At 34.1% G+C, this 21,957-nt stretch carries 9 protein-coding genes; 7 read left to right on the plus strand and 2 right to left on the minus strand.

Features of this window, described 5'->3' with window-relative positions; genetic code table 11:
* Positions 1–300: 300 nt before the first annotated feature.
* Positions 301–1,506, minus strand: coding sequence for a response regulator (locus ACP6PL_RS28480; RefSeq protein WP_426548713.1), 1,206 nt, complete (start codon positions 1,504–1,506; stop codon positions 301–303).
* 611 nt (positions 1,507–2,117) lie between these two features.
* On the opposite strand from ACP6PL_RS28480, the gene ACP6PL_RS28485 reads away from it, so the two are divergent.
* The 7 genes from ACP6PL_RS28485 (at position 2,118) to ACP6PL_RS28515 (ending at position 20,300) form a co-directional block, all read left to right on the plus strand.
* Positions 2,118–5,027 carry a CHAT domain-containing protein gene (locus ACP6PL_RS28485; protein WP_426548714.1) on the plus strand — a complete coding sequence of 970 codons (2,910 nt, stop codon included), beginning with the start codon at positions 2,118–2,120 and terminating at the stop codon, positions 5,025–5,027.
* A gap of 946 nt (positions 5,028–5,973) precedes the next feature.
* Positions 5,974–8,376, plus strand: coding sequence for a S8 family serine peptidase (locus ACP6PL_RS28490; RefSeq protein WP_426548715.1), 2,403 nt, complete (start codon positions 5,974–5,976; stop codon positions 8,374–8,376).
* Between the two features lie 522 nt (positions 8,377–8,898).
* Positions 8,899–10,305: a hypothetical protein gene (locus ACP6PL_RS28495; RefSeq protein ID WP_426548716.1), complete on the plus strand. Its 1,407-nt coding sequence runs from the start codon at positions 8,899–8,901 to the stop codon at positions 10,303–10,305.
* 199 nt (positions 10,306–10,504) lie between these two features.
* A complete protein-coding gene (locus ACP6PL_RS28500; protein ID WP_426548717.1) occupies positions 10,505–11,905 on the plus strand; it encodes a DUF1822 family protein in 1,401 nt (466 codons plus the stop codon).
* An 803-nt stretch (positions 11,906–12,708) separates the two neighbouring features.
* On the plus strand, positions 12,709–13,680 hold the full coding sequence (locus ACP6PL_RS28505; protein ID WP_426548718.1) for a tetratricopeptide repeat protein: 972 nt from the start codon (positions 12,709–12,711) through the stop codon (positions 13,678–13,680).
* A 510-nt stretch (positions 13,681–14,190) separates the two neighbouring features.
* A complete protein-coding gene (locus ACP6PL_RS28510) occupies positions 14,191–15,126 on the plus strand; it encodes a tetratricopeptide repeat protein (RefSeq protein WP_426548719.1) in 936 nt (311 codons plus the stop codon).
* A gap of 392 nt (positions 15,127–15,518) precedes the next feature.
* The gene (locus ACP6PL_RS28515; RefSeq protein ID WP_426548720.1) at positions 15,519–20,300 is read left to right on the plus strand and encodes a GAF domain-containing protein; all 4,782 of its coding nucleotides are present in this window, start codon (positions 15,519–15,521) and stop codon (positions 20,298–20,300) included.
* Positions 20,301–20,811: 511 nt separating this feature from the next.
* On the opposite strand, the gene ACP6PL_RS28520 is transcribed toward ACP6PL_RS28515, so the two are convergent.
* Entirely contained in the window at positions 20,812–21,402 is a 591-nt protein-coding gene (locus ACP6PL_RS28520; RefSeq protein WP_426548721.1) for a hypothetical protein, read from the minus strand.
* Positions 21,403–21,957 lie beyond the last annotated feature (555 nt).

Below are 21,957 nucleotides of genomic sequence, written 5' to 3' on the forward strand. Positions count from 1 at the left end.
TTGTTAATTAAATAATTGTGGTTTAAAGCCTCCCCTTTTAAGGGGAAAAAGCGGTCGAGGAATGCCGAGGTCTCCCGCTCTTGCAGAGCCACGAACGCTTTTCATGTCGCGCAGCGTTAACGAAGTTGTGCGGAACGCTAAACGGCATATCCAATCGACCAAGAGAAGAGAAATGATATTTCCCAATCTTCAATTCCCGAAGGGTTTTAACCAGAGGTAATTATCAATTATCCATTATCCATTATCAATTATCAATTAATGAATCCCCATCTCCCCATTTCCCTCTATTCTCGAACTCAATTATAAATCTGATTCATCAGATTTTATTTCAGAATCACCAGATGGAGGATTTTGTAAATATCGCTTGACCAATGCTAGAACTTTTTTCGGTTCAACAGGTTTAGTCAAATACCCTGTAGCTCCTACCATTTTCGCTCGAACTCTATCTACAACTCCATCATTTCCAGTTAATATAACTATTGGTGTATTCTCAAACATAGGCACTCGTCGGAGTTGAGTACAAATTTCATAACCATTAGCAATTGGCATCATTAAATCTAAGAAAATTATATCTGGTTTAGCTTCAATAATCATGACCAATGCTTTAATAGAATCCTGGATTCCGAGAAATCTATAACCACCCTTATTCATAATTTTCTCTAATAGATAACACATCTCTTTACTATCATCTACACAAGCAATTAATGCTTGATATTTAGTAGAAGATGTTGATGTATCAATATCTGGCTCTAATCCAGGACTTCCTTTCAAACGTTTTTTATCTGGAACTTCCTGTAAATCAATTAATTTATTTTTAATATAAGGCATTAAAAATAAAGTTAACTGGCGCAAATCTTTGTTGACCAAAGCAGCAGTTTCTCGAAGCGAGTGTTTGGCATCGACTAACTTTTTAATTGTATTGTAAGAGTTGTTTTTTGCTACTTTTTGTAACTGTTTATCCTTTGTAATTGCAGGAACTAAATTAGGAGAATATGCAGCTAAATTTGACTTTTGCCACTCCAGCCATAACTTATTAATAGGAGGGAGAACATTTTCTACTTGAATCACTGTAGACATGATGATTAAAGATTTATCTAATCCTGTATCAGATAAATTATAGGTTAATTCTTGTTGAGATTGTTCCTGTAGAATATCAAATAAAACTTCTTTTAAATTTGCCAATACTACTGCTTTTACTTGAGGGGTAGTTAATGATTTTCGTCTGTATAAAACAGACATAATATGATAGTAATAACAAATAGCATAATCTCCTTCTCGAAACTTAATTTTGTCTAGAGAAATATTAGAACAAAATTGATGCCATATTTTGTGAAATCGCCGATTATAATGTGCCCCGCCTATAGCCCAAGCTAGACGACCTATACAGAAAAATAGTGTCCAAATTTGGCGAGAACTTTTTACTTCTAACTTGCCTGTAAATTGATTTGGTAGCTTATTGAGGACCGAGTTAAAAAGTTTATTTTTGCTACTTTCATTAGTGTTCATTTTTTTATACCAATTGCATACAAAATCAGGAATTAGACGGGATAAAATTTCAAACTATACAAATAAAATTGATCGTTATTTTTGCATTTACTTTATATTCCAAGCAGTGCTGAAAGGCGAGGTCTTTAAAGTAAAATAACACCCTGTTTTTTGCTAATAAATTTTCTGGCTAGGGAAAAAATATCAGAATAATTTTGACAACTATAATTCAAGGATTCAAAAAAATAAGTAAATTAATCATTTCATCTATCTATAATTATTTATATAATTCCCCGCTTCCTGTTTTACACTGAAAAAAATGAATGTTAAAGAATATCAATAAAATAATTTTAGAACTATCTAAATTAACTTTACCATAAGTTCTACTTAACCGAAATTAACTCACTTGGCCACAGGGTGAACTTGAGAAATTTGAGAAAGGTAAAATGGTAAAAAATACCTGTTAAGAGTATAAAATCTTAGACTCTTAAAGAAGGTTTTAGGTTTAATTGTGGGTAAAAAAACCTAACCCCCCATAGCAAAAATAATATTAAATGGCCAAAATCTATAGTCTTTAAATAACTGTTTTATCTCAAACCCAGAACTTGTATTGAATGAGGAGGTCTTCCACAATGAAAAATTCCTATTTTTACTTTAGCTATTTGACTGTTATGGCGATTACCATTTTGGCCATACCCAACATTATAATTGTCCCAAATGTATTAGCCCAAACTCCTGCCCCAGAGGTGGAAAATTCTCCAGAATCCTCTGCCCCTAAGACTAAGGCAGATAAATTGTTTAAAACAGGTGTGGAACAATTTCGCAGAGGAACATTTGATGAAGCTTTAGAAACCTATGAACAAGTTTTGACAATTCGTCAGGAATTAGGAGATCAAGCAGGAATTGGTCAAACCTTCAACAATATTGGGGATGTTTATATTAACCAAAGGGAATATTCAGAAGCTTTAGACGTTTTGCAGAAAGCTTTAACTATTCGTCGCCAGATCAATGATCGCTCTGGTATAGCAGAAACTTTAAATTTAATTGGTTTTGTTTATCAGCGACAGCGGGAGTTTTCCCAAGCTTTAAATTTGCATCAAGAAGCTTTAGATATTTCTCAAGGGATTAACGATCGCTCCAAAGAAGGAGAGTCATTGCATAATATTGGTGCAGTTAAAGCAAGTCAGAGGCAACTTGAGCAAGCACTAGAATTTTACCAAGAAGCACTTACCATCCGGGAAGAAGTAGGCGATCGCCGAAACCTTGGTCGCACTCTTAATAATATGGGAGTAGTCTACTTTAATCAAGGGAATTATGACAAAGCTTTGGAAACATATCAAAAAGCTCTAACTGTCCGTCGAGAAATTAATGATAGTGCTGGAGTTGGGAGGTTATTAAATAATATCGGTTTTGTTTATCGGCAAAAAGGTGAAAACTCTGAAGCTATCAAATATTTCCAGCAAGCGGTTGCCATGTTAGAAAGTGTTGGTGACCAAAGAAGTGTAGGGCGAATTTATGGTTTTATTGGGGCACTCTACCAAAAAGAAGGAGAGGAAAGTCAAGCATTAATAGCTTATGAAAAAGGGTTAGAAGCTGCTAAAGTTGCCAAGGATAAAACTGGGCAATTAGAAGCTTTAAATTATTTGGGTAATGCCTATTATGAAATAGGAGAAAATACCAAAGCAAAATCAACTTATGAAGCAGCTTTAGTATTTTATCAAGAAGAAGAAGACCGCGCGGCCGAAGGTAAAACGATGGTTGGTTTGGGAAAAGTTTATGACCGTTTAGGAGAAAATCAGAAAGCCAAACAAATTTTACTAAAATCTTTACCAATTAATCAGAAAGTAGGAGAAAAGTCAGTTATTGCTGCAAACATGAATGCTTTGGGAGAAGTTTATTATACTTCTGGGGATTATTCTATTGCTCTAAATTACCACAAACTTGCTTTAGATAATTTACCCAAAAAAGAGGATAAAAATGCTGTTGCTATAGCTTATCAAGGAATGGGAGATTCTTTATTTCAACTAAAACAATATCCTCAAGCTTTAGAAAATTTAGAGCAAGCATTAGCCATATATCAAGAAATTGAAAAAACAGCAAAAGCAGGTAAAATTTATGGACAGTTAGGCACAATATTAATCGCCCAAGAAAAACCAGAGTTAGCAGTAGTTTTTTACAAACAAGCTGTTAATATCAATGAAACTATGCGGAGTCAGGAAAGTCAGAAAAGTTTATTAGAAAATCCTGAAACAGTTTATCGGAATTTAGCAGATTTACTATTACAACAAGAACGTATTTTTGAAGCTCAACAAGTTTTAGATTTGCTGAAAATTCAAGAATTAGATAATTATATCGGCAATGTTACAGGTAATGAAGTAACAGCAAATGGAATAAAATTGCTAGCTGCGGAAGAAAAAATTCTGGCTGAAGGTGCAAAAAATATTTTAAATCTGGAGATTGATAAAAATAATCTCAAAGCTGATTTGTCACAGTTCAAGAGTCTACAAGCAAAATTGCAAAAGTCACCCGAAGCAGCACTATTTTATCCATTGATTTTACCAGAAAAATTAGAATTGGTATTAATCAAAGCAGATGGGGAACCAATACACAAAACTGTAGAAGTAAAAGCAGAAGAAATTAACGAAGCGATCGCTGACTTCCGCCTAACAATTTCTAACCCCATTGGAGATATTAAAAATTCTTCCCAAAAACTCTATAATTGGTTAATCAAACCAATAGAAAATGAATTAACTAAAGCAAATATTAATACAATTATTTATGCGCCAGATCAGCAACTACGTTATCTACCTTTGACAGCACTTTATGATGGAGAAAAATGGTTAGTAGAACGTTTTGGTGTAAATAATATTATTGCAGCTAGTCTAACAAATTTTGAAACTCAACCCAAAAATCAACCTCGTGTATTAGCAGCAGCTTTAACCGAAGGTAAATATCAAGTTCAGATAGGCACTCGCCAAGTTCAGTTAAGACCAACAACAGGAAAATTAGTCGAAAATTTAGCAGAAACAATTCCAGGAACTAGAAAGTTAGTTAACAGCGAATTTAGTTCACAAACAACAATTAATGATTTTAATAACTACAATATTGTACATTTAGATACCCCCGTTGTATTGTTAACAAAACAAGAAGGAAATGGCAAACCAGAAGACTCTTTTATCTTATTTGGAGATGGCGATCGCATTACTTTGCGCGATATAGAAAGTTGGTCATTTGAAATAGATTTGGTAGTATTAAGTGCTGCCGAAACTAATATTAGTGGGCGAATGGGTAATGGAGAAGAAATAGTTGGTTTGGGTTATCAAATGCAAAATGCAGGAGCAGAAACAATCATAGCTTCTTTATGGAGAGTTAATGATGATTCAGACCAATTAATGAATACTTTTTATACAGTTTTGCAAGAAGGAAAAAGTAAAGCAGAAGCATTACGCGAAGCTCAAATAAATATGATTACTGGGAAGGATAAAGAAGGAAGTAATCCTTATTATTGGTCATCATTTATATTAATGGGAAATGGATTTTAAGGAAAGGGAATAGGGAATAGAGAAATGTTCTAATGGTACTTAGAGATTTTTTGAGATAAAAACTGCTTCAAAGTCATTCTAGACAAGGGAAGTACCTCAACGCACTAAAAATGGCTAAAACCCGTGCTTATAAATGATTTATACCTTTGCAACCTCAAAAACTATCCCTGTCTATCTTTAAGCTTGTTTTATATAGAATCCGGTTATACCAATTTGATAAATGTTTGCTACAAATGGTAGAAGTAAGGAAGAAGCAAGAAGCAAGAAGGAAGAAGGAGGAAATATTGAAAAAAAGGGGGAAATGATAGATATAACTATCTCACATGAATTAGAGTAGCTATTTTTCAGCACATCCGATCAGGGGCTACCTTTTCGTAGCATTCTTTTTTCAAAGTGGTATTATATAGTATATGTTCATAATTCTATCCACACTTCAATCTCCGCATCTCCGCATCTCCGCATATCCCCATCTCCCTATCCCCCAACTATATAACAAGTATTCAACCTGAGCTTATATACGGCTATTTTGTGTAAGTCCCCCTAACGTATTTGCGTAGCGCTATATATGTAATTAGAAACTCGGGTAATTTCAATAACCGGGTTTTTTTGTGCATAACCTCGAATGGATTAGATATATGTTAATGCAACAAAAGTTGAGGTTGCTTCTCAATCTGGGGATGTTCCTACTGTAACTGATATTAGATTTTGTCATGTTGATAAATCACAGTCTGCAGGAGTAGCACCCCTACCCTGTGCTTACCCCATCTGGGTAATAGGGGAACCACATAAGAATTGCCCCTAGAATTTCTTAATGCAATAACTTGGAGGTCTAATTGTAACTTTTTTTTACAGCATCCATAATTCCTGAATAAACTCTCTAGTTATTCCTAAAATTTAAGTATAAACGGACTGACAAAACTTAAAATTTAATCCCTACCTAAAAGTTATGTTTGATTTAGAGCTTGCTGAGAACAAAAATATTCTACAATTGGTAAACGATACTGATACTATCAGTAATTTCATACCCGATGAGTTAAACAACTATAACCAATTTTCTTCAGCAACAGATATTTCACCAGAGTTAATTCCTTCAGAAATAACAACTCCACGAGAAGTAGATAAATTAATATTATCCCCACCAGTAGGAGTAGATAACCTTACTTATTACCTAGAATCTGATACTGAATTTAGACCAAACCAAGATGCAATCGATCCACTCACTGGAATACCGAGTACTTCCGAAAGAACTGCCAATCAATTTAACCCCACACCACAATTTGATAACGATCTAATAAACGCTCGTAATATTGGAATTTTGAATGGTAATCAATTTTGGCAAGATTTTGTAGGTACTTCCGACTTTGTAGACTATTATCGTTTCGAGCTAAATACAACCAGTGACTTTAACCTATTTTTGTCTGGTTTAAGTGCAGATGCAGATGTCACCTTGTTACAAGATAACAATAACAATGGTTTAGCAGATTTTGGAGAAACTATAGATTTTTCCGATGCTGCTGGCAACACTTCTGAAGAAATTAATTTGTTTAATCTAGATCCTGGTACTTACTACGTTGAAGTCAGTCAATACAGTGGAGATACAAATTATGACCTAACTCTCTCAGCAACACCCTCTGTAAATGTACCCCCTCTAAATAACGACAACGACCTAACAAACGCTAGTAATATTGGAGTTTTGAATGGTAATCAATTTTGGCAAGATTTTGTAGGTACCTCCGACTCTATAGACTATTATCGTTTCGACTTAGATACAACCAGTGACTTTACCCTATTTTTGTCTGGTTTAAGTGCAGATGCAGATGTTGAATTGTTACAAGATAGCAATAATAATGGTTTAGTCGATTTTGGAGAAACTATAGATTCTTCAGTTGCTTTTGGCAACACTTCTGAAGAAATTAATTTGTTTAATCTAGATCCTGGTACTTACTACATTGAAGTAAGTCAATACAGTGGAGATACAAATTATGACTTAACTCTCTCAACAAGACCTTCTATCAACACTCTAAACAGCGATCTAGACCTAATAAACGCTAGTAATATTGGAGTTTTGAACGGCGAGCAATTTTGGCAAGATTTTGTAGGTACCTCCGACTCTGTAGACTATTATCGTTTCGATCTAGATACAACCAGTGACTTTAGTCTGTTTTTGTCTGGTTTAAGTGCAGATGCAGATGTCACCTTGTTACAAGATAGCAATAACAACGGTTTAGTCGATTTTGGAGAAACTATAGATTCTTCAATTGCTGCTGGTAACACTTCTGAAGAAATTAATTTGTTTAATCTAGATCCTGGTACTTACTACGTTGAAGTCAGTCAATACAGTGGAGATACAAATTATGACCTAACTCTCTCAGCAACACCTTCTCTAAATTCTGGTGGTTTTAGTAGTATCGATGGATATGGTTTAGTTGATGCCAATGCAGCAGTTGCTCAAACTATTGGCGCACCTTTCTTTCCTGAAGTTGTCGATGTCAATAACTGGGATATAGAACAAATTAATGCTCCTGAAGTCTGGAATCAAGGTTATAGCGGACAAGGTATTGTAGTAGCAGTCATAGATAGTGGAGTTGACTACAATCACTTTGATTTAGCTCCTAATATCTGGATTAATACAGATGAAATTCCTAATAACGGTTTTGATGATGATGGCAATGGATATGTAGATGATATTAGAGGATGGGACTTTTTTGATAATAATAATGATCCAATGGATTTAAGTAGTCATGGCACTCACATTGCAGGTACGATCGCTGCACAGCAAAATAGCTTTGGAGTAACAGGAGTTGCACCTAACGCTCAGATTATGCCAGTTAGAGTGGGGAATGACAGTTTTGATCATTTAGACATTGCTTCTGGTATTTATTATGCAGTTGATAACGGTGCAGATGTCATTAATTTAAGCTTAGGGAGCAATTTTTCTGCAACTATTCGGGATGATGCGATTCGTTATGCGATAGAAAGAGGAGTTGTAGTAGTTATGGCAGCAGGTAATGATGGTAGTAGTTTTCCTGAATATCCAGCAGCTAATGCCGATCAATGGGGAATTGCTGTTGGAGCAACAGATATTTTAGGGAGAATTAATGATGCATCCAACCGTGCTGGTTCAACACCACTAGATTATGTTGTTGCTCCTGGAGAAGATGTCTATTCAACTCTTCCTAATAATAATTTTGGCTCTAAAAGTGGTACATCAATGGCAACTCCCCATGTTGCAGGTGTCGCTGCTTTGATTTTGAGTGCTAATCCTTCTTTAACTCGTGAGCAAGTGGAATATATCATTACGACTACAGCAAATCATAACCAAGTCTTAGACATCTCTAGTGCAGGATGACGGAAATAAGTGACCAGTAACAAAATACTCAAAGTCTTACCAATCAAAACTTCTGAATTCAGAATTCAGAATTCTGACTTCCGCGTAGCGGTACTAGAGATTATACCAATTACCATAAACTTTGCTATACTTGGATTTTCTATTTCTAAATATTATTTGTTGGAGCAAATACTTGATATTTGGTAACTTCAGTTATGAAAGAAAGTTATTTTTGCCAGCTTCTAAGTATAGCAAGATTTTTGAGAATTGGTATTACATCAGTAGGGACGTTCCATTGAACGTCCCTACATTTCTTTTTCCCAAATATAGCAGTGCCTAATGATGTATAAGTCTTGACTTCTTTAAAAGAGTATCAAATTGCTTCATATAGAGTAAAATACTGCATAACCTTGAGGAAGATAGAAATATATGTAAATCAAAGGGATAATAGCTTAGTATTAAACCCAACTTATTAAGAGAGAAAAATTATCGTACAATTAACAATTAACCATGAGTATTATTTATTGAGCTGATTTATTCTTTATGGGTACTATATCTAAATACTGGAGACATATTAAAATTAACAGTTCTGGTTCCCGCCAAATTCTGGAAATTGCGGAGGCTAAAGAATTTTTTACCTCAAATTTTCCAGAATATTTAACAGCTAGTGACGTTCCAGATATTAAAATTCAGCGTCAACTTTTAGCATGGATGGGAGATAATTCAGATACTAATCCAGAGATAAATCCTTTATTAGCAGAACGCTGTTTACTATGTTTTATATCTTGTCAAATTGAAGGAGTTTGTCAACAGTTAGCTGCTAATTTTGGTAAAAATCATGGCTTTATTAGCCGGGATTTATTCCCTTACGTTTTGACCGATGATGGCAGAATCTCTAGCCAGAGAAAACAAACTTATGCTCCATCTTTTGCTCAAGAAATTCTCCAAAGTTTTGACCCAAATCAAGGCAGTTTAGCTACCTGGACAACTAGAAAAGTCAAACAGCATTCTGACCTAAATAATTTCTTACTAGAATGTGGAGTTTATTTAATTAGTGATTGGGCACTGCTGAATGATACTCCTCCTAAACAACTAGAGAAAATTTTTTCAAGCTTTTATAATTTGACCACTTGGGAAACTCAAGAAAGCCTGAATATTCTGTCAAGTTATCACTCTATTTATCGGGCGGAACGTCGTCAACAACGTCTCTCAAGATCGGGAAAAAAATGTTTACCACCAACTACAGAACAATTAGAAAAAATTGCTCAATTAATAGAAACTAAAACTGGTCAAAAAAGTTCTCCAAAGATATTGATGAATAAACTACAAAATCTGGCTTCTCAACTAAGAGAGTACCGAATTTATGTGAGAAAAGGTTCTCTACCCACAATTCCATTAGATACTTCTAAAAATCAATCTTTAGCTAATAAAATTTCTCTCTCTCAAGAAACAGATACTATAGATGAAGAAAATGAATTTTTGACTAACTATAGACAACAATTTATTCAAAGTTTAGATGCTGCTATATCTGAAGTAACAGATGTTTGGAGTAAATTACTGAAAGGCAAAAAATCATCAAAATCGGAACAATTTATCCAGGCATTACATCTATATCATTGTCAGGGAAAATCCATGACAGAAATTGCTAAAGATGTGGGATTAAAAGCCCAATATCAAGTAACTCGATTACTGAAATTAAAATCATTTCGGGCTGATATTCGGCAAAAATTGTTAATTATTTTGCACAATCGGATCTTAGAACTTGCTAAAGATTACACAAATCCACAAAGCTTAAAAACTCTAGATCGACAAATAGAAATTGCTCTAGATGAACAAGTTAATCAAATATTTCAAGAAGCCCAAGCTGAAGGTTATACATCTGGTCATCATTATACAGAAAGCTTATTTGCTAAAAGAGTTTGTACCTATTTAGATTTAGTTAAAAAATAACTATTTCGACCACATTCTTAAAGATAGAAAATCTTAATGAAGTCAGAAGTTGTTTTTGTAACGGGAATTTATTAAGTCAGAAGGCGCGAATTCAGAAGTTATAAATTAAATTATTACTTTTAACGAATAACTGATTAAAAGGCGGGGTTAAAGATCCAATTATTTTGATAAAAGAACTGAGTATAGAGGAAAAATTACAATGAATAACCAATTAACTAACACCTTAGAATCTCTCCTAGATTTTCAGCCTATTTCTACAGAATCTATACATCTATCATTAGACAAAATTGACCAAGCTATCCAAATCAGCAATCAAATTCCTAATGAATCAAGACAATGGGAAACGTATTTGAATTCTTTGGCATTATTTGGATTTGAAGAATGGCTAGAACAAAGAGATACAGATTTAACAATTAATTCAGACGATTCTTCGATTTTTAACCCAATTATCTCTAATTCAATTACCGCAGTTTGTCATCTTAATGTTAATCAGTTTCAAGTCTGCTTAATTACTACAGGTAGTTTTATAGATGAGGAAATTAGTATACCTAGAGCAGTAGTAGACTTACCAGAATTCAGCCATCATTTATATGTAGTGATGGAAGTACAAGAAGAACTAGAAACAGTAGTAATTTATGGTTTTATTTCTTATGCAGATTTAATTCGCTATAAAACACAGGTTAATCTACTCCCTGATGAGGACTGGACTTATCAAATTCCCTTAACTTGCTTTGATACAGAAATTGATAATTTATTACTTTATTTTCGTTGTTTAGATTTATCAGAAACTACTTTGCCAGATGTACAAACTAATTCCCAAAATTTAGCTGTAGCTAAACCTGAAATTACAAAATTATTACCTCAGTTATCCACACAAAATTTATGGGAATTTATTACCTGGGAACAAGGAAAAATCCTCCTTACTAATTATGAGTTATTAAAATGGATATATGATTGGCAATGGCAAAAATTAATAGAGTCAGAAAATATCCCAGATAATTTAGTGGAAATTGCAGAAAATCAAGAAAATTCACTAAATTATTTGAAAAAATATTTGCCAGACTTACTTAATATTTTAACTGAGCCAACAATTAATGTAGGGCGGTGGCTAAGAAACGAATTAGATAATTTTGCCAATCAATTATCCTGGGTTTTATTACCAGAATTACCAGAATTATCTCCCATGAGAGGAACATATTCTCCTACAGAAGAAATTCAAGCAATTATCAGAGAGCTACCAGAAAATGGCGCAGATATTCCTGCCCATGCGAGGGGTGCTTATCAAGATTTATTGTTAGGTGGGATTCCTTTAAGATTGTATGCTTTAACCTGGTCTTTAGTTTCAGATTCAACACCAGAATGGATGTTATTGTTGGTATTAAGTGCCCCGATAGGAATGAGTTTACCAGAGGGGATAAAATTACGGATTAGCGATACAACAGGAATTTTAGTTGAACAGAAATTAAATTATGATGAGGATGATTTTTATTTATTTGCTCATGTCGTGGGAGGTTTGAATGAGAAATTTATTGCTACAGTGTTTTTAACACCAGAAATTCAAGAGACTTTACCTCCTTTTGGATTTTATCCTGAGTCTTAGGGTAATTAATTAATGGATAATGGATAATTGATAATTGATAATTGATAATTACATCTGCTTGAAACCGTAAGGGAATTGAATATAAGGAAATATCCTAGTACCGCTACGCGGAAGTCAGGATTCTGAATTCAACCCACCCCCGCCCCTCCCAGGAGGGGAGCTGGGAGGGGAAGTTAGAAGTTTTGATTGGTAAGGCTTTGAGTATTTTCTCACTGGTAACATATTTGCGTCATCCTGTACTAGTACTTTTCTCTCATTCTTTTCACGAAGCCTTTCCGCAGGAAATGGAAACCTCAACAATGAGCACTCGATGCGTGACTTCCGTGAAACTGTATAATACCACTTTGAAAAAAGAATGCTACGAAAAGGTAGCCCCTGATCGGATGTGCTGAAAAATAGCTACTCTAATTCATGTGAGATAGTTATATCTATCATTTCCCCCTTTTTTTCAATATTTCCTCCTTCTTCCTTCTTGCTTCTTGCTTCTTCCTTACTTCTACCATTTGTAGCAAACATTTATCAAATTGGTATAATATATGTCAAATAATCCCTTGAAACTATTATATAATTAAATTTTTATGTCTATCAAATCTTAATGCATCACTTTTGAGTTCCGTGAAACGGTATAGTATTCAAAAATAAGCAGGGTAAGGAAGAATTTAATTTCCTACTCTCCCAACTCCCTCTCTCCTTTTCTTAGTCAGAGAGTAGCATTGATCTGAAAAATCTGCATAACCTGCTCACAGTCGGAAATACTAAAGTTTACAACCGAAAAATTACAGTATTCTCCTGGAGAAACTACGATGGTATGCAGTAATGTCCATGAAACTAAATTACAACAACTAATTCAAACAGGCGATCGCTTATTTGATCTAGGAAAATTTGAAACTGCTTTAAAAACTTTTCAGGAAGCTTTAGAAATTGCCCTAACTGATGAGCAAATACTCAAAATTTTCAACCGAATAGGATTAGTTTATCGCCGTTTAGGAAACTATAATTTTGCTTTAAAATATCTCAAATTAGCTTTACATATTGCTAAAGAAGTTGGCAATCAATATCAGGTTTTAATGATTTTAAATGATATTGGTGAAACTCATTCTCTGTCTATAGAATATAGTATTGCCTTAAGATACTATGCTAAAGCTTTAGAAATTTCTCAAAACTCTTCTAACTTAGTAGGTATGGGTATAACTCTCAATCATTTGGGGGAAATATATAACTTACTAGGATTATTTGACCAAAGTCTTAACTGTTGTCAAAAATCTATGGATATTTTCTATAAGGTTGAAAGAAAATCAGTGTTAGATAAATTAACTGCCCAAATTAATATCGCTCTAGCACTTCATAGTATAGGAGAGGCTTATTTATGGCTTGGTCAAGATACCCAAGCTAGAGAAATACTGGAACTTACTTTAGCTATTCGTCATAAAATTTGTAAAGTTATTTTTAAGCACTTTAGTAAAATTCCCAATGATTTAGATAAAAATATTCTGCATAAGGCTTGGTTTAATAGTAAAAAATCACCTCAAAAATTACCAATAATTCAACAAGAAGATATTGACTTCACTCAAAGTATTATCTCCCAACATGGAGCAGATTTAGCTAATACTATGAATTTAATCGAAAAAGTTTATCACAACTTAGGTCAATGGAAAAAAGCTGATGAGTGCCGTCAACAAAAAATTAAAATTTTGGAAAATTGTAGCGATAAATCTCTAGTCTACAATGTCTATATTCTGCCATTTTATTTGAGATTTAATTATCATCACAACTAGAAAATATAGTTAGATCTGCTAATTAATATTATTAACCATAGCTAATAAGATGTATTTTCCTGTTGATCCAGTTGCCAATATCTACTCAAAATTTTCCATTCTACATAATATTTTATCTGTCTGAGATTGACTTATTCCTAAAAATTAAAAATATTAATATAGATTAATTAATATTAATAAAATTAAAGCATACAAAGTAGTAATATTACCAATAAAGAGTTAGGTAATATTACTCTTAAAAACAGGATTTAGCCATAATGGCAATGGATATAATTTACTTATACCAATTCACTTTAGAGATGTCACAAATAGTTTCAAACTACATAAGTGAAATAATTTCCTGAAATTACTGTAGTGTTCAAGTTTTGAGCCTGTAAAATCTTAATGCATGACTTTGAACTTCCGTGAAATGGTATTATCTCCTACCTAAAACTGATTTGTAGCCAAATTTCTTCAATTTGTATAAGCTGTGTATCAGTCAAAAAACTAACTTTCATCAGGGTAACTACTATGAAACCTCATTCTAACTATCAAAATGAATTAAAAGCACTCTATCAAAAAGGCGATCGCTTCTACAGTTTAGGTCAACTAGAAACCGCATTAAAAATATTTCAAAAAGCCTTAGAAATCACGAAATTAATTAATAGTCCTGGGCAAAGACTTGATATTGTCTATCGTCTGGGATTAGTTCACTGTAGGATAGGAGAATATATCAATGCTCTTAACTATCTAAAACTAGCACTAAAATTAGCAAAAAAAATAGGAGATGAAGCCAAAATTGCCACTATATATAATGAACAGGGAGAAATTTATTATCTTTTAAAAGAGTATGCTAATGCCTTCCAGTCTTATTCAAAAGCTCTGACAATATTTCAGAAACTCAAAGATATAGTAGGTATTGGTAAAACAATTAATTATATTAGTACAATTTACAATTTAAGCGGATTATCAGCTCAAGCTCAAGAGTATTCTCGTCAATCTTTAAAGATTTTTCAAAAGCTTGATAAATCAGGAAAAATTGATAAATTTACAACTAAAATCAATGAATCAACTGCACTTCATAACATGGGAGAATCATATTTTCTTCAGGGTAGACCTTGCCAAGCTAAAGCTTTTTTAGAAATGGCTTTAGATATTCGGCAAAAACTGTGGGAAGATTCCTTAGAACGGCTAGAATTAATGGAAGATTATGTTCCAAAATTGGAGAAAAATCAAAATTATAACTATATGTATCCTCAAAAAATGTCAACTTACGACTATAAAGAAAAAGATGGATTTCACAGAAGTATTTTTGCTCAATATGGTCAGGATTTAATACAAACTATGAGCTTAGTAGAGAAAGTTTGCCAAGATTTAGGTAACGAGCAAAAAGCAAATAACTATCATCAACAAGCTGTGGAAATTCAGGAAAAAGTTAATAGTGATTTTTGCTCAGTAACAAACTAATTTAATTAATAGGGAGTAGGGAGTAGGGAATAGGGAGTAGGGGAGTAGGGAAGTAGAAAATAAGAAAAACAACTGTACCTCATTAGACATCTCTAGAAAAGAGGGAACAGGGAACAGAAAGAAAGAATAGATAATTTCTGGATGATAATTGATTTGATTTTTAATTTTTGGAGATGTCTATTAGTTTGAGAAAGGCTATAATTATTTTCGATTTACTATTGTAGGGAGGTTCCATGAAACCTCCCTACACTCTTTTTTGGGGATATCTAAAAATCTAACAGTAAAATAAAAAGGTCTGTAATTTTCTCCCAAGATTTTTGACTCCTACCTCCAGTCTTATCTTTTGGCCAAAAGATTGATAAAATGTTTAACAGTAATAAATAAATTACAATATGTCTCAACAAAATACAGAATATCAAACAGGATTAGGAGAGGCAATCGCTCAGATTCCAGTATCCCTAAACCCAGAAACTATTTTCAAAACTCAACTTACAGAACTAAGAAAGTTTCTTAAGGCAGACCGCGTGGCCCTATTGCGTTTATATTCTCAGTTAGATGTGGCAGGAGAATTTGTTTGTGAAAATGTTGGAGATAGTTGGAATTCTTTATTAAATCTGAAAGTTGAAAATAATTGTTTTCCTGACTATCAAAAAGAGGGTATTCAGGCAGTAACAGATATTGATGCGACCCAAATAAGTGAATCTCATGCCCAAATATTACGAGAATTTCAGGTAAAAGCTGATTTAGTTGTTCCTGTATTCAAACAAGATGATGCCACAGAAGTAACTGTACCTGAACTCTGGGGACTGCTCTGCATTCATCAATGTAGTAGTCCTCGAAAATGGCAAGACTTGGAGATTGAATTTGCCCAGAAAACAGCCGAAAACTTGGCAGTAATTATTAGAAATACAGAACTTTTAGCAGCAGCACATTATCAAGTAGAACAACAAAAAACTCTAGCAAAAGTAATCAAAAGGATTCGTACACCTCTAAGTTTAGAAGAAATTTTCCAGGTTACTGCTACAGAAGTACGTCAACTACTTCAAGCAGATCGGGTTGCCGTATTTCGTTTTTATCCAGAAAGAGACTGGGAAGGAGAATTTGTTTCCGAAGATGTAGCAGATGAATGGGAGTCAGCTTTGGCAGCTAAAGTATATGACCATTGTTTCGGCGGAGAATTTGCTGTTCACTATCAAGAAGGTAGAGTACAAGCAGTAGAAGATATCTATGCAGCAGGATTAAGTGATTGTCATATAGAAATTTTAGGACGATTTCAAGTCCGGGCAAATCTAGTTGTACCTCTACTTAAGGGTACAGAACAAGGAAAATTATCGGAACTTTGGGGTTTGTTGTGCATTCATCAATGTAAAAACCCCCGTCATTGGCAAGACTACGAAATAGATTTTGTCCAACAAATAGCCGATAATTTTGGTGTGGCACTACAACAAGAAAACAATTTTAAACAGCTTGAGGAAAACGCAATACAGCTAAGTATCAGTGTAGAACAACAAAAAACTCTAGCAAAAGTAATCAAAAGGGTTCGTGCGACTCTAGATTTAGAAGAAATTTTCCAGGTTACTGCTACAGAAGTACGCCAACTACTTCAAGCAGATCGGGTTGCCGTATTTCGTTTTTATCCAGAAAGAGACTGGGAAGGAGAATTTGTTTCCGAAGATGTAGCAGATGAATGGGAGTCAGCTTTGGCAGCTAAAGTATATGACCATTGTTTCGGCGGAGAATTTGCTGTTCACTATCAAGAAGGTAGAGTACAAGCAGTAGAAGATATCTATGCAGCAGGATTAAGTGATTGTCATATAGAAATTTTAGGACGATTTCAAGTCCGGGCAAATCTAATTGTACCTCTACTCAAGGGTAAAGAAGCAGGAAAATTACCCGAACTTTGGGGACTACTCTGCATTCATCAATGTAGTAGTCCCCGTCATTGGCAAGACTACGAAATAGATTTTGCCCAACAAATAGCGGATCATTTTGGTGTGGCACTACAGCAAGAAAAGAATCTCAAACAAGTTGAACAACAGGCAACAGAACTAGCTATTAGCAGAGAAAAGGAAAAGTCAACCGAACGTCAGAAAATAGTGAGTGAGTTGTTTGATAAAATTCGCCTTTCTATGGATCTTAAGACAATTTTTGCTACTGCTACTCAAGAAGCAAGACAACTGCTACAAGCGGAGCGAGTGGCAATATATCAGTTATTTCCTGATTGGAGTGGGGAATTTGTTGCCGAGTCTTTTGCACAAGGATGGACTCCTCTAGTCGGAGTTAAACCAATTATTAATGATACTTTTTTAGCAGAAAATAAGGGTGGACGGTATGTCAACAATGAAACTTTAGCTATTGATAATATCTATAAAGCTGGTTATAACGAGTGTCATATTCAACTTTTAGAACAGTTTGGAGCTAAAGCTTATGTAATTGCACCAATTTTGCAGGGAGAAAAACTTTGGGGTTTACTGGCAGCTTATCAAAATTCGGCTCCCCGTCATTGGCAAAGGGATGAAGTAGAGTTGCTAGCTCAAATAGGTACTCAGTTAGGGGTAGCTCTACAACAAGCTGAGTATGTTCAGAAACTTCAGGAGCAGTCAACACAACTTGCTACCAGAGCAGCAGCAATGGAAAAATCAGCAGAACGCCAAAAAACTCTAGCTACAATTGTTGATAAAATTCGTCAGTCTCTGGATATTGAGACAATTTTTGAAACAACCACCCAACAAGTACAAAAATTACTAGATGCAGACAGAGTTGTTATCTACCGCTTTAATTCTGATTGGAGTGGGGAATTTGTAGCTGAGTCAGTAGCTGAAGGTTGGAATTCCTTAATACAGCAGCAAAAAGAAAATCCCGAAATTAAGGAAAATGTTAGTCGATGTTCCGTGCAGGAGTTGGCAAATCCCCATATTGATACTTATATGCAGGAAACTGAGGGCGGGGCTTTTGCTAAAGAATTAGTTTATCGTATCTGCAACGATATTTATAATGCAGGTTTTAGTGACTGTTACATTAAAGCATTAGAGTCTTATCAAGCTAGATCTTATGGCATTATTGCGATTTATCAGGGAGAAAAACTTTGGGGTTTGCTGGCAGCTTTTCAAAATTCTGGTCCCCGTTATTGGCAAAAAGATGAGGTAGATTTGCTAGCTCAAATAGGTACTCAGTTAGGGGTAGCTCTACAACAAGCTGAGTATGTTCAGAAGGTTCAAGAGCAGTCAAAACAACTTGCCATTAGAGCAGTAGCAATGGAAAAATCAGCAGAACGCCAAAAAACTCTGGCTGCAATTGTTGATAAAATTCGCCGATCTCTCAATATTAAAACAATTTTCCAAACAACTACCCAAGAAGTACAACAATTATTGGATGCAGACAGAGTTGCTATCTTTCGCTTTCATCCTGATTGGAGTGGGGAGTTTGTAGCTGAGTCAGTAGCTGAGGGTTGGGAGAAGTTAATACACGAACAACAGGAAAATCCCCAAATTAATAAAAATGTTAGTCTATGTTCTGTTAGAGATTTACCAAATTATGTGAATGATACCTATTTGCAGGAAACTAAGGGGGAAAATTTTGCTCAAAAAGTTTATCGCACTTGTAACGATATTTATAATTCAGGTTTTAGTGACTGTTACATTGAGGTATTAGAGTCTTGTCAAGCTAGGGCGTATGCGATCGTAGCTATTTATCACGGAGAAAAACTTTGGGGTTTGCTGGCAGCTTATCAAAATTCTGGTCCCCGTGAGTGGGAATTAGCAGAAGTAGAAGTGTTGGCTCAAATTGGGGGACAGTTGGGAGTAGCACTACAACAAGCTGAGTATTTCAAACAAGTTCAAGCTCAAGCAGCAGAGTTGGAGAAAGCAACAGAGCGGCAAAAGGCGCTGTCAAATACCATTGACAAAATTCGTCAATCTTTGGATATTAATGCTATTTTTCAGACTACTACTCAAGAAGTGCGACAGTTACTAGAAGTTGAACGAGTGGCAATTTATCGTTTTTACCCAGACTGGAGTGGGGAGTTTGTGGCAGATTCGATGATTGATGGATGGAGTCCTACAGCTCAGACTCCGTTACAAATTAATCCTGTAATTGGTAAACAAACTAATGCTAGTAAACTTCCCAGAAATGAAACTTTTGTACCAATTTTGCAGGGGGAGAAACTTTGGGGATTGTTAGTTGCTTATCAAAATTCTAGTCCTCGTTATTGGCAAGATGAAGAAATTAATTTGTTAGCACAAGTAGGAGTGCAGTTAGGTATTGCTTTAAAACAAGCTGAACTACTAGAAAAAACTCGTACCCAAGCTGAAGATTTGACAAAGGCTTTGCAGGAGTTAAAACAAACTCAGGTACAGATGATTCAAGGTGAAAAAATGGCTGGTTTGGGTCAGTTAGTAGCAGGAATTGCCCATGAAATTAATAATCCTGTTAACTTTATTTACGGCAACCTGAATTATGTGGAAGAATATACTCAAAATTTACTGGATTTGATGAAATTATATAGTCAACATTATGTCGATGCTGTTCCAGAAATTCAAGATTTTATAGAAGATATTGACTTAGAATTTGTGATAGAAGATTTACCTAAGACAATGAATTCTATGAAGGTAGGAGCTGAACGTATTCGTCAATTAGTATTTTCATTAAGAACATTTTCTCGTCTTGATGAAGCAGAAATGAAAGCAGTAGATTTACATCAAGGAATTGATAGTACGCTGTTGATTTTGCAGCATCGTTTTAAACCTAAGAAGGCAGCTTTTGAGATTGAAATTGTGAAAAATTATGGAAATTTACCTTTGGTAAAATGTCATGCTGCTCAAATTAATCAGGTGTTTATGAACTTGCTGAGTAATGCCATAGATGTATTGGAAGAAAAACTAACAATAGAGAAAGATTTCAGCCCTACTATTAGAATTACTACGGCAATTAAGAAAGATAATCCAAGTAGTGTTTTGATTAAAATTGCTGATAATGGTTTGGGAATTCCCCCAAAGGCAAAAGAGAAAATATTCAATCTGTTTTTTACCACTAAAGAGATAGGAAAAGGAACAGGTTTAGGACTTGCAATTAGTTATGAGATTATTGTGCAAAAGCATGGTGGTAACCTCTTATGTAATTCTCAAGTAAATCAAGGAACTGAATTTATTCTGGAAATTCCAATTCAACCAGAGTAAGGGAGTCAGAGAGCGGGGGAGTGGGGAAAATAAAATATAAAATATAGCATTCTTTTTTCATGGCTGATATTACTATTTATAGATAGTATGATTTAAGATAATCAGGGTGAAATTATTTATTGCATTTTTTTAAGTCAATTGATAAGTTATATCATGTGCCCCCTCCGGGGGAGCTATGCTAACGGATAATCACTTATAATAAAGTATATGGTTTGTAGTAGGGCTTCAGCCCGAACTGTAGATAGGGCTGAAGCCCTACTACGAACTGTAATTATAATAACTATTTAACCGCACATAATATTAATAAGCAAAATTAATTATACATCCTATTTATTCCCTGTTCCCCGTTCCCTATTTCCTTTCCTATATTACTGAATAATTAATAATTATTAATTAAATAATTCATCCTTTAAAGCCTCCCCTTTCAAGGGGAAACAAAGTCCTAGGATATTTCCTTATATTCAATTCCCTTACGGTTTTAATCAGAGGAATTATCCATTAATGAATAATACTAACTTAATTCAGTCCATTTTTTAGGAAAACTTTGTTGTGGAAATACAATATTGGCTTTTTGATAATGTTCAAAAGATTTAATTAGATTATGGGTAGAAATTCCATAACAGCGAGTCTGATAAATTAGAGCTAGATTCTTATTAACTATTGCCCATTCTTCAGGAAATTTATCTAAATCATATACTTCCAAGGCTAACTCACAACAAGCTAAAGCAATTTCTAAATTCACATCCGAATCTCCATCAGGTAGTGCCCAAATAATTTGACCAAAATTTACTAATGTACAGGCAATGATAGCCGCTCTATTTTGATAGATCTTCGGAAAAGTTTGCCTCGCCCATTTACGTAAAATATATATAAAATGGGGTTCTAATAAATCAAGATTTTCGACAATTAGAGGATAAACAGTTTGAGGATTGCCTTGACTGTTAAAAGTTAACTTTAATACCTCTAGTAAAAATGGCAAAGTTTCATCAATCGGTATAGTTAGAGAGGGAGTAAAAATTTTATCTTCTAACCAAGAAACAAAATTTTGATAATCTGGCAATTTTTTCTCTAAAACGCTGTAAATAGGAAAATATGGCTGCATGAATTTTATATAGATTTTAGTTGATTTTGCTTGTAATGGCTGCTATTATCAATTGATGATTTTAACATTTTTAACATTTCCATTATTAGTCAGTTAATATTCTATTTTCCCATTCTAGAGTGGAGATTTCCGGATAGTATGAGATTATTTTTAGAAATTTGTGGTAAATAAAATTGAGAATATAGGGTAGTTAATTATCCTGATATAATTGAATTAAGGTTGTTATGGTTAGTAGTGAAATAATATCATAAATCAAGCTTGAATATAGCGTCAAAAATAATACTAAATGTAATTATTATTTGCTTGAATCGACTTTTCATCTAATTTTACTCCTAAGTACCTGTGGAAAATTAATTTAACATTTCTAAGTAGAGAACAGAGAACAGGAAAAAAATATATATTTGTATACTTTACCAGTTGATATAAAATAATTTTGCCTACCGAATTATCAAATTGAAAAGATTATATATAGCAATCCTCTAATCGGTTGTAATATTTTAGTGGTAGGGACGATTTGCCTAATTAGGAGCATGACAAAGGGATATTGCCCCTACA

Source organism: Dapis purpurea BLCC-M126 (assembly GCF_050015975.1).
Classification (GTDB): Bacteria; Cyanobacteriota; Cyanobacteriia; order Cyanobacteriales; family Microcoleaceae; genus Trichodesmium.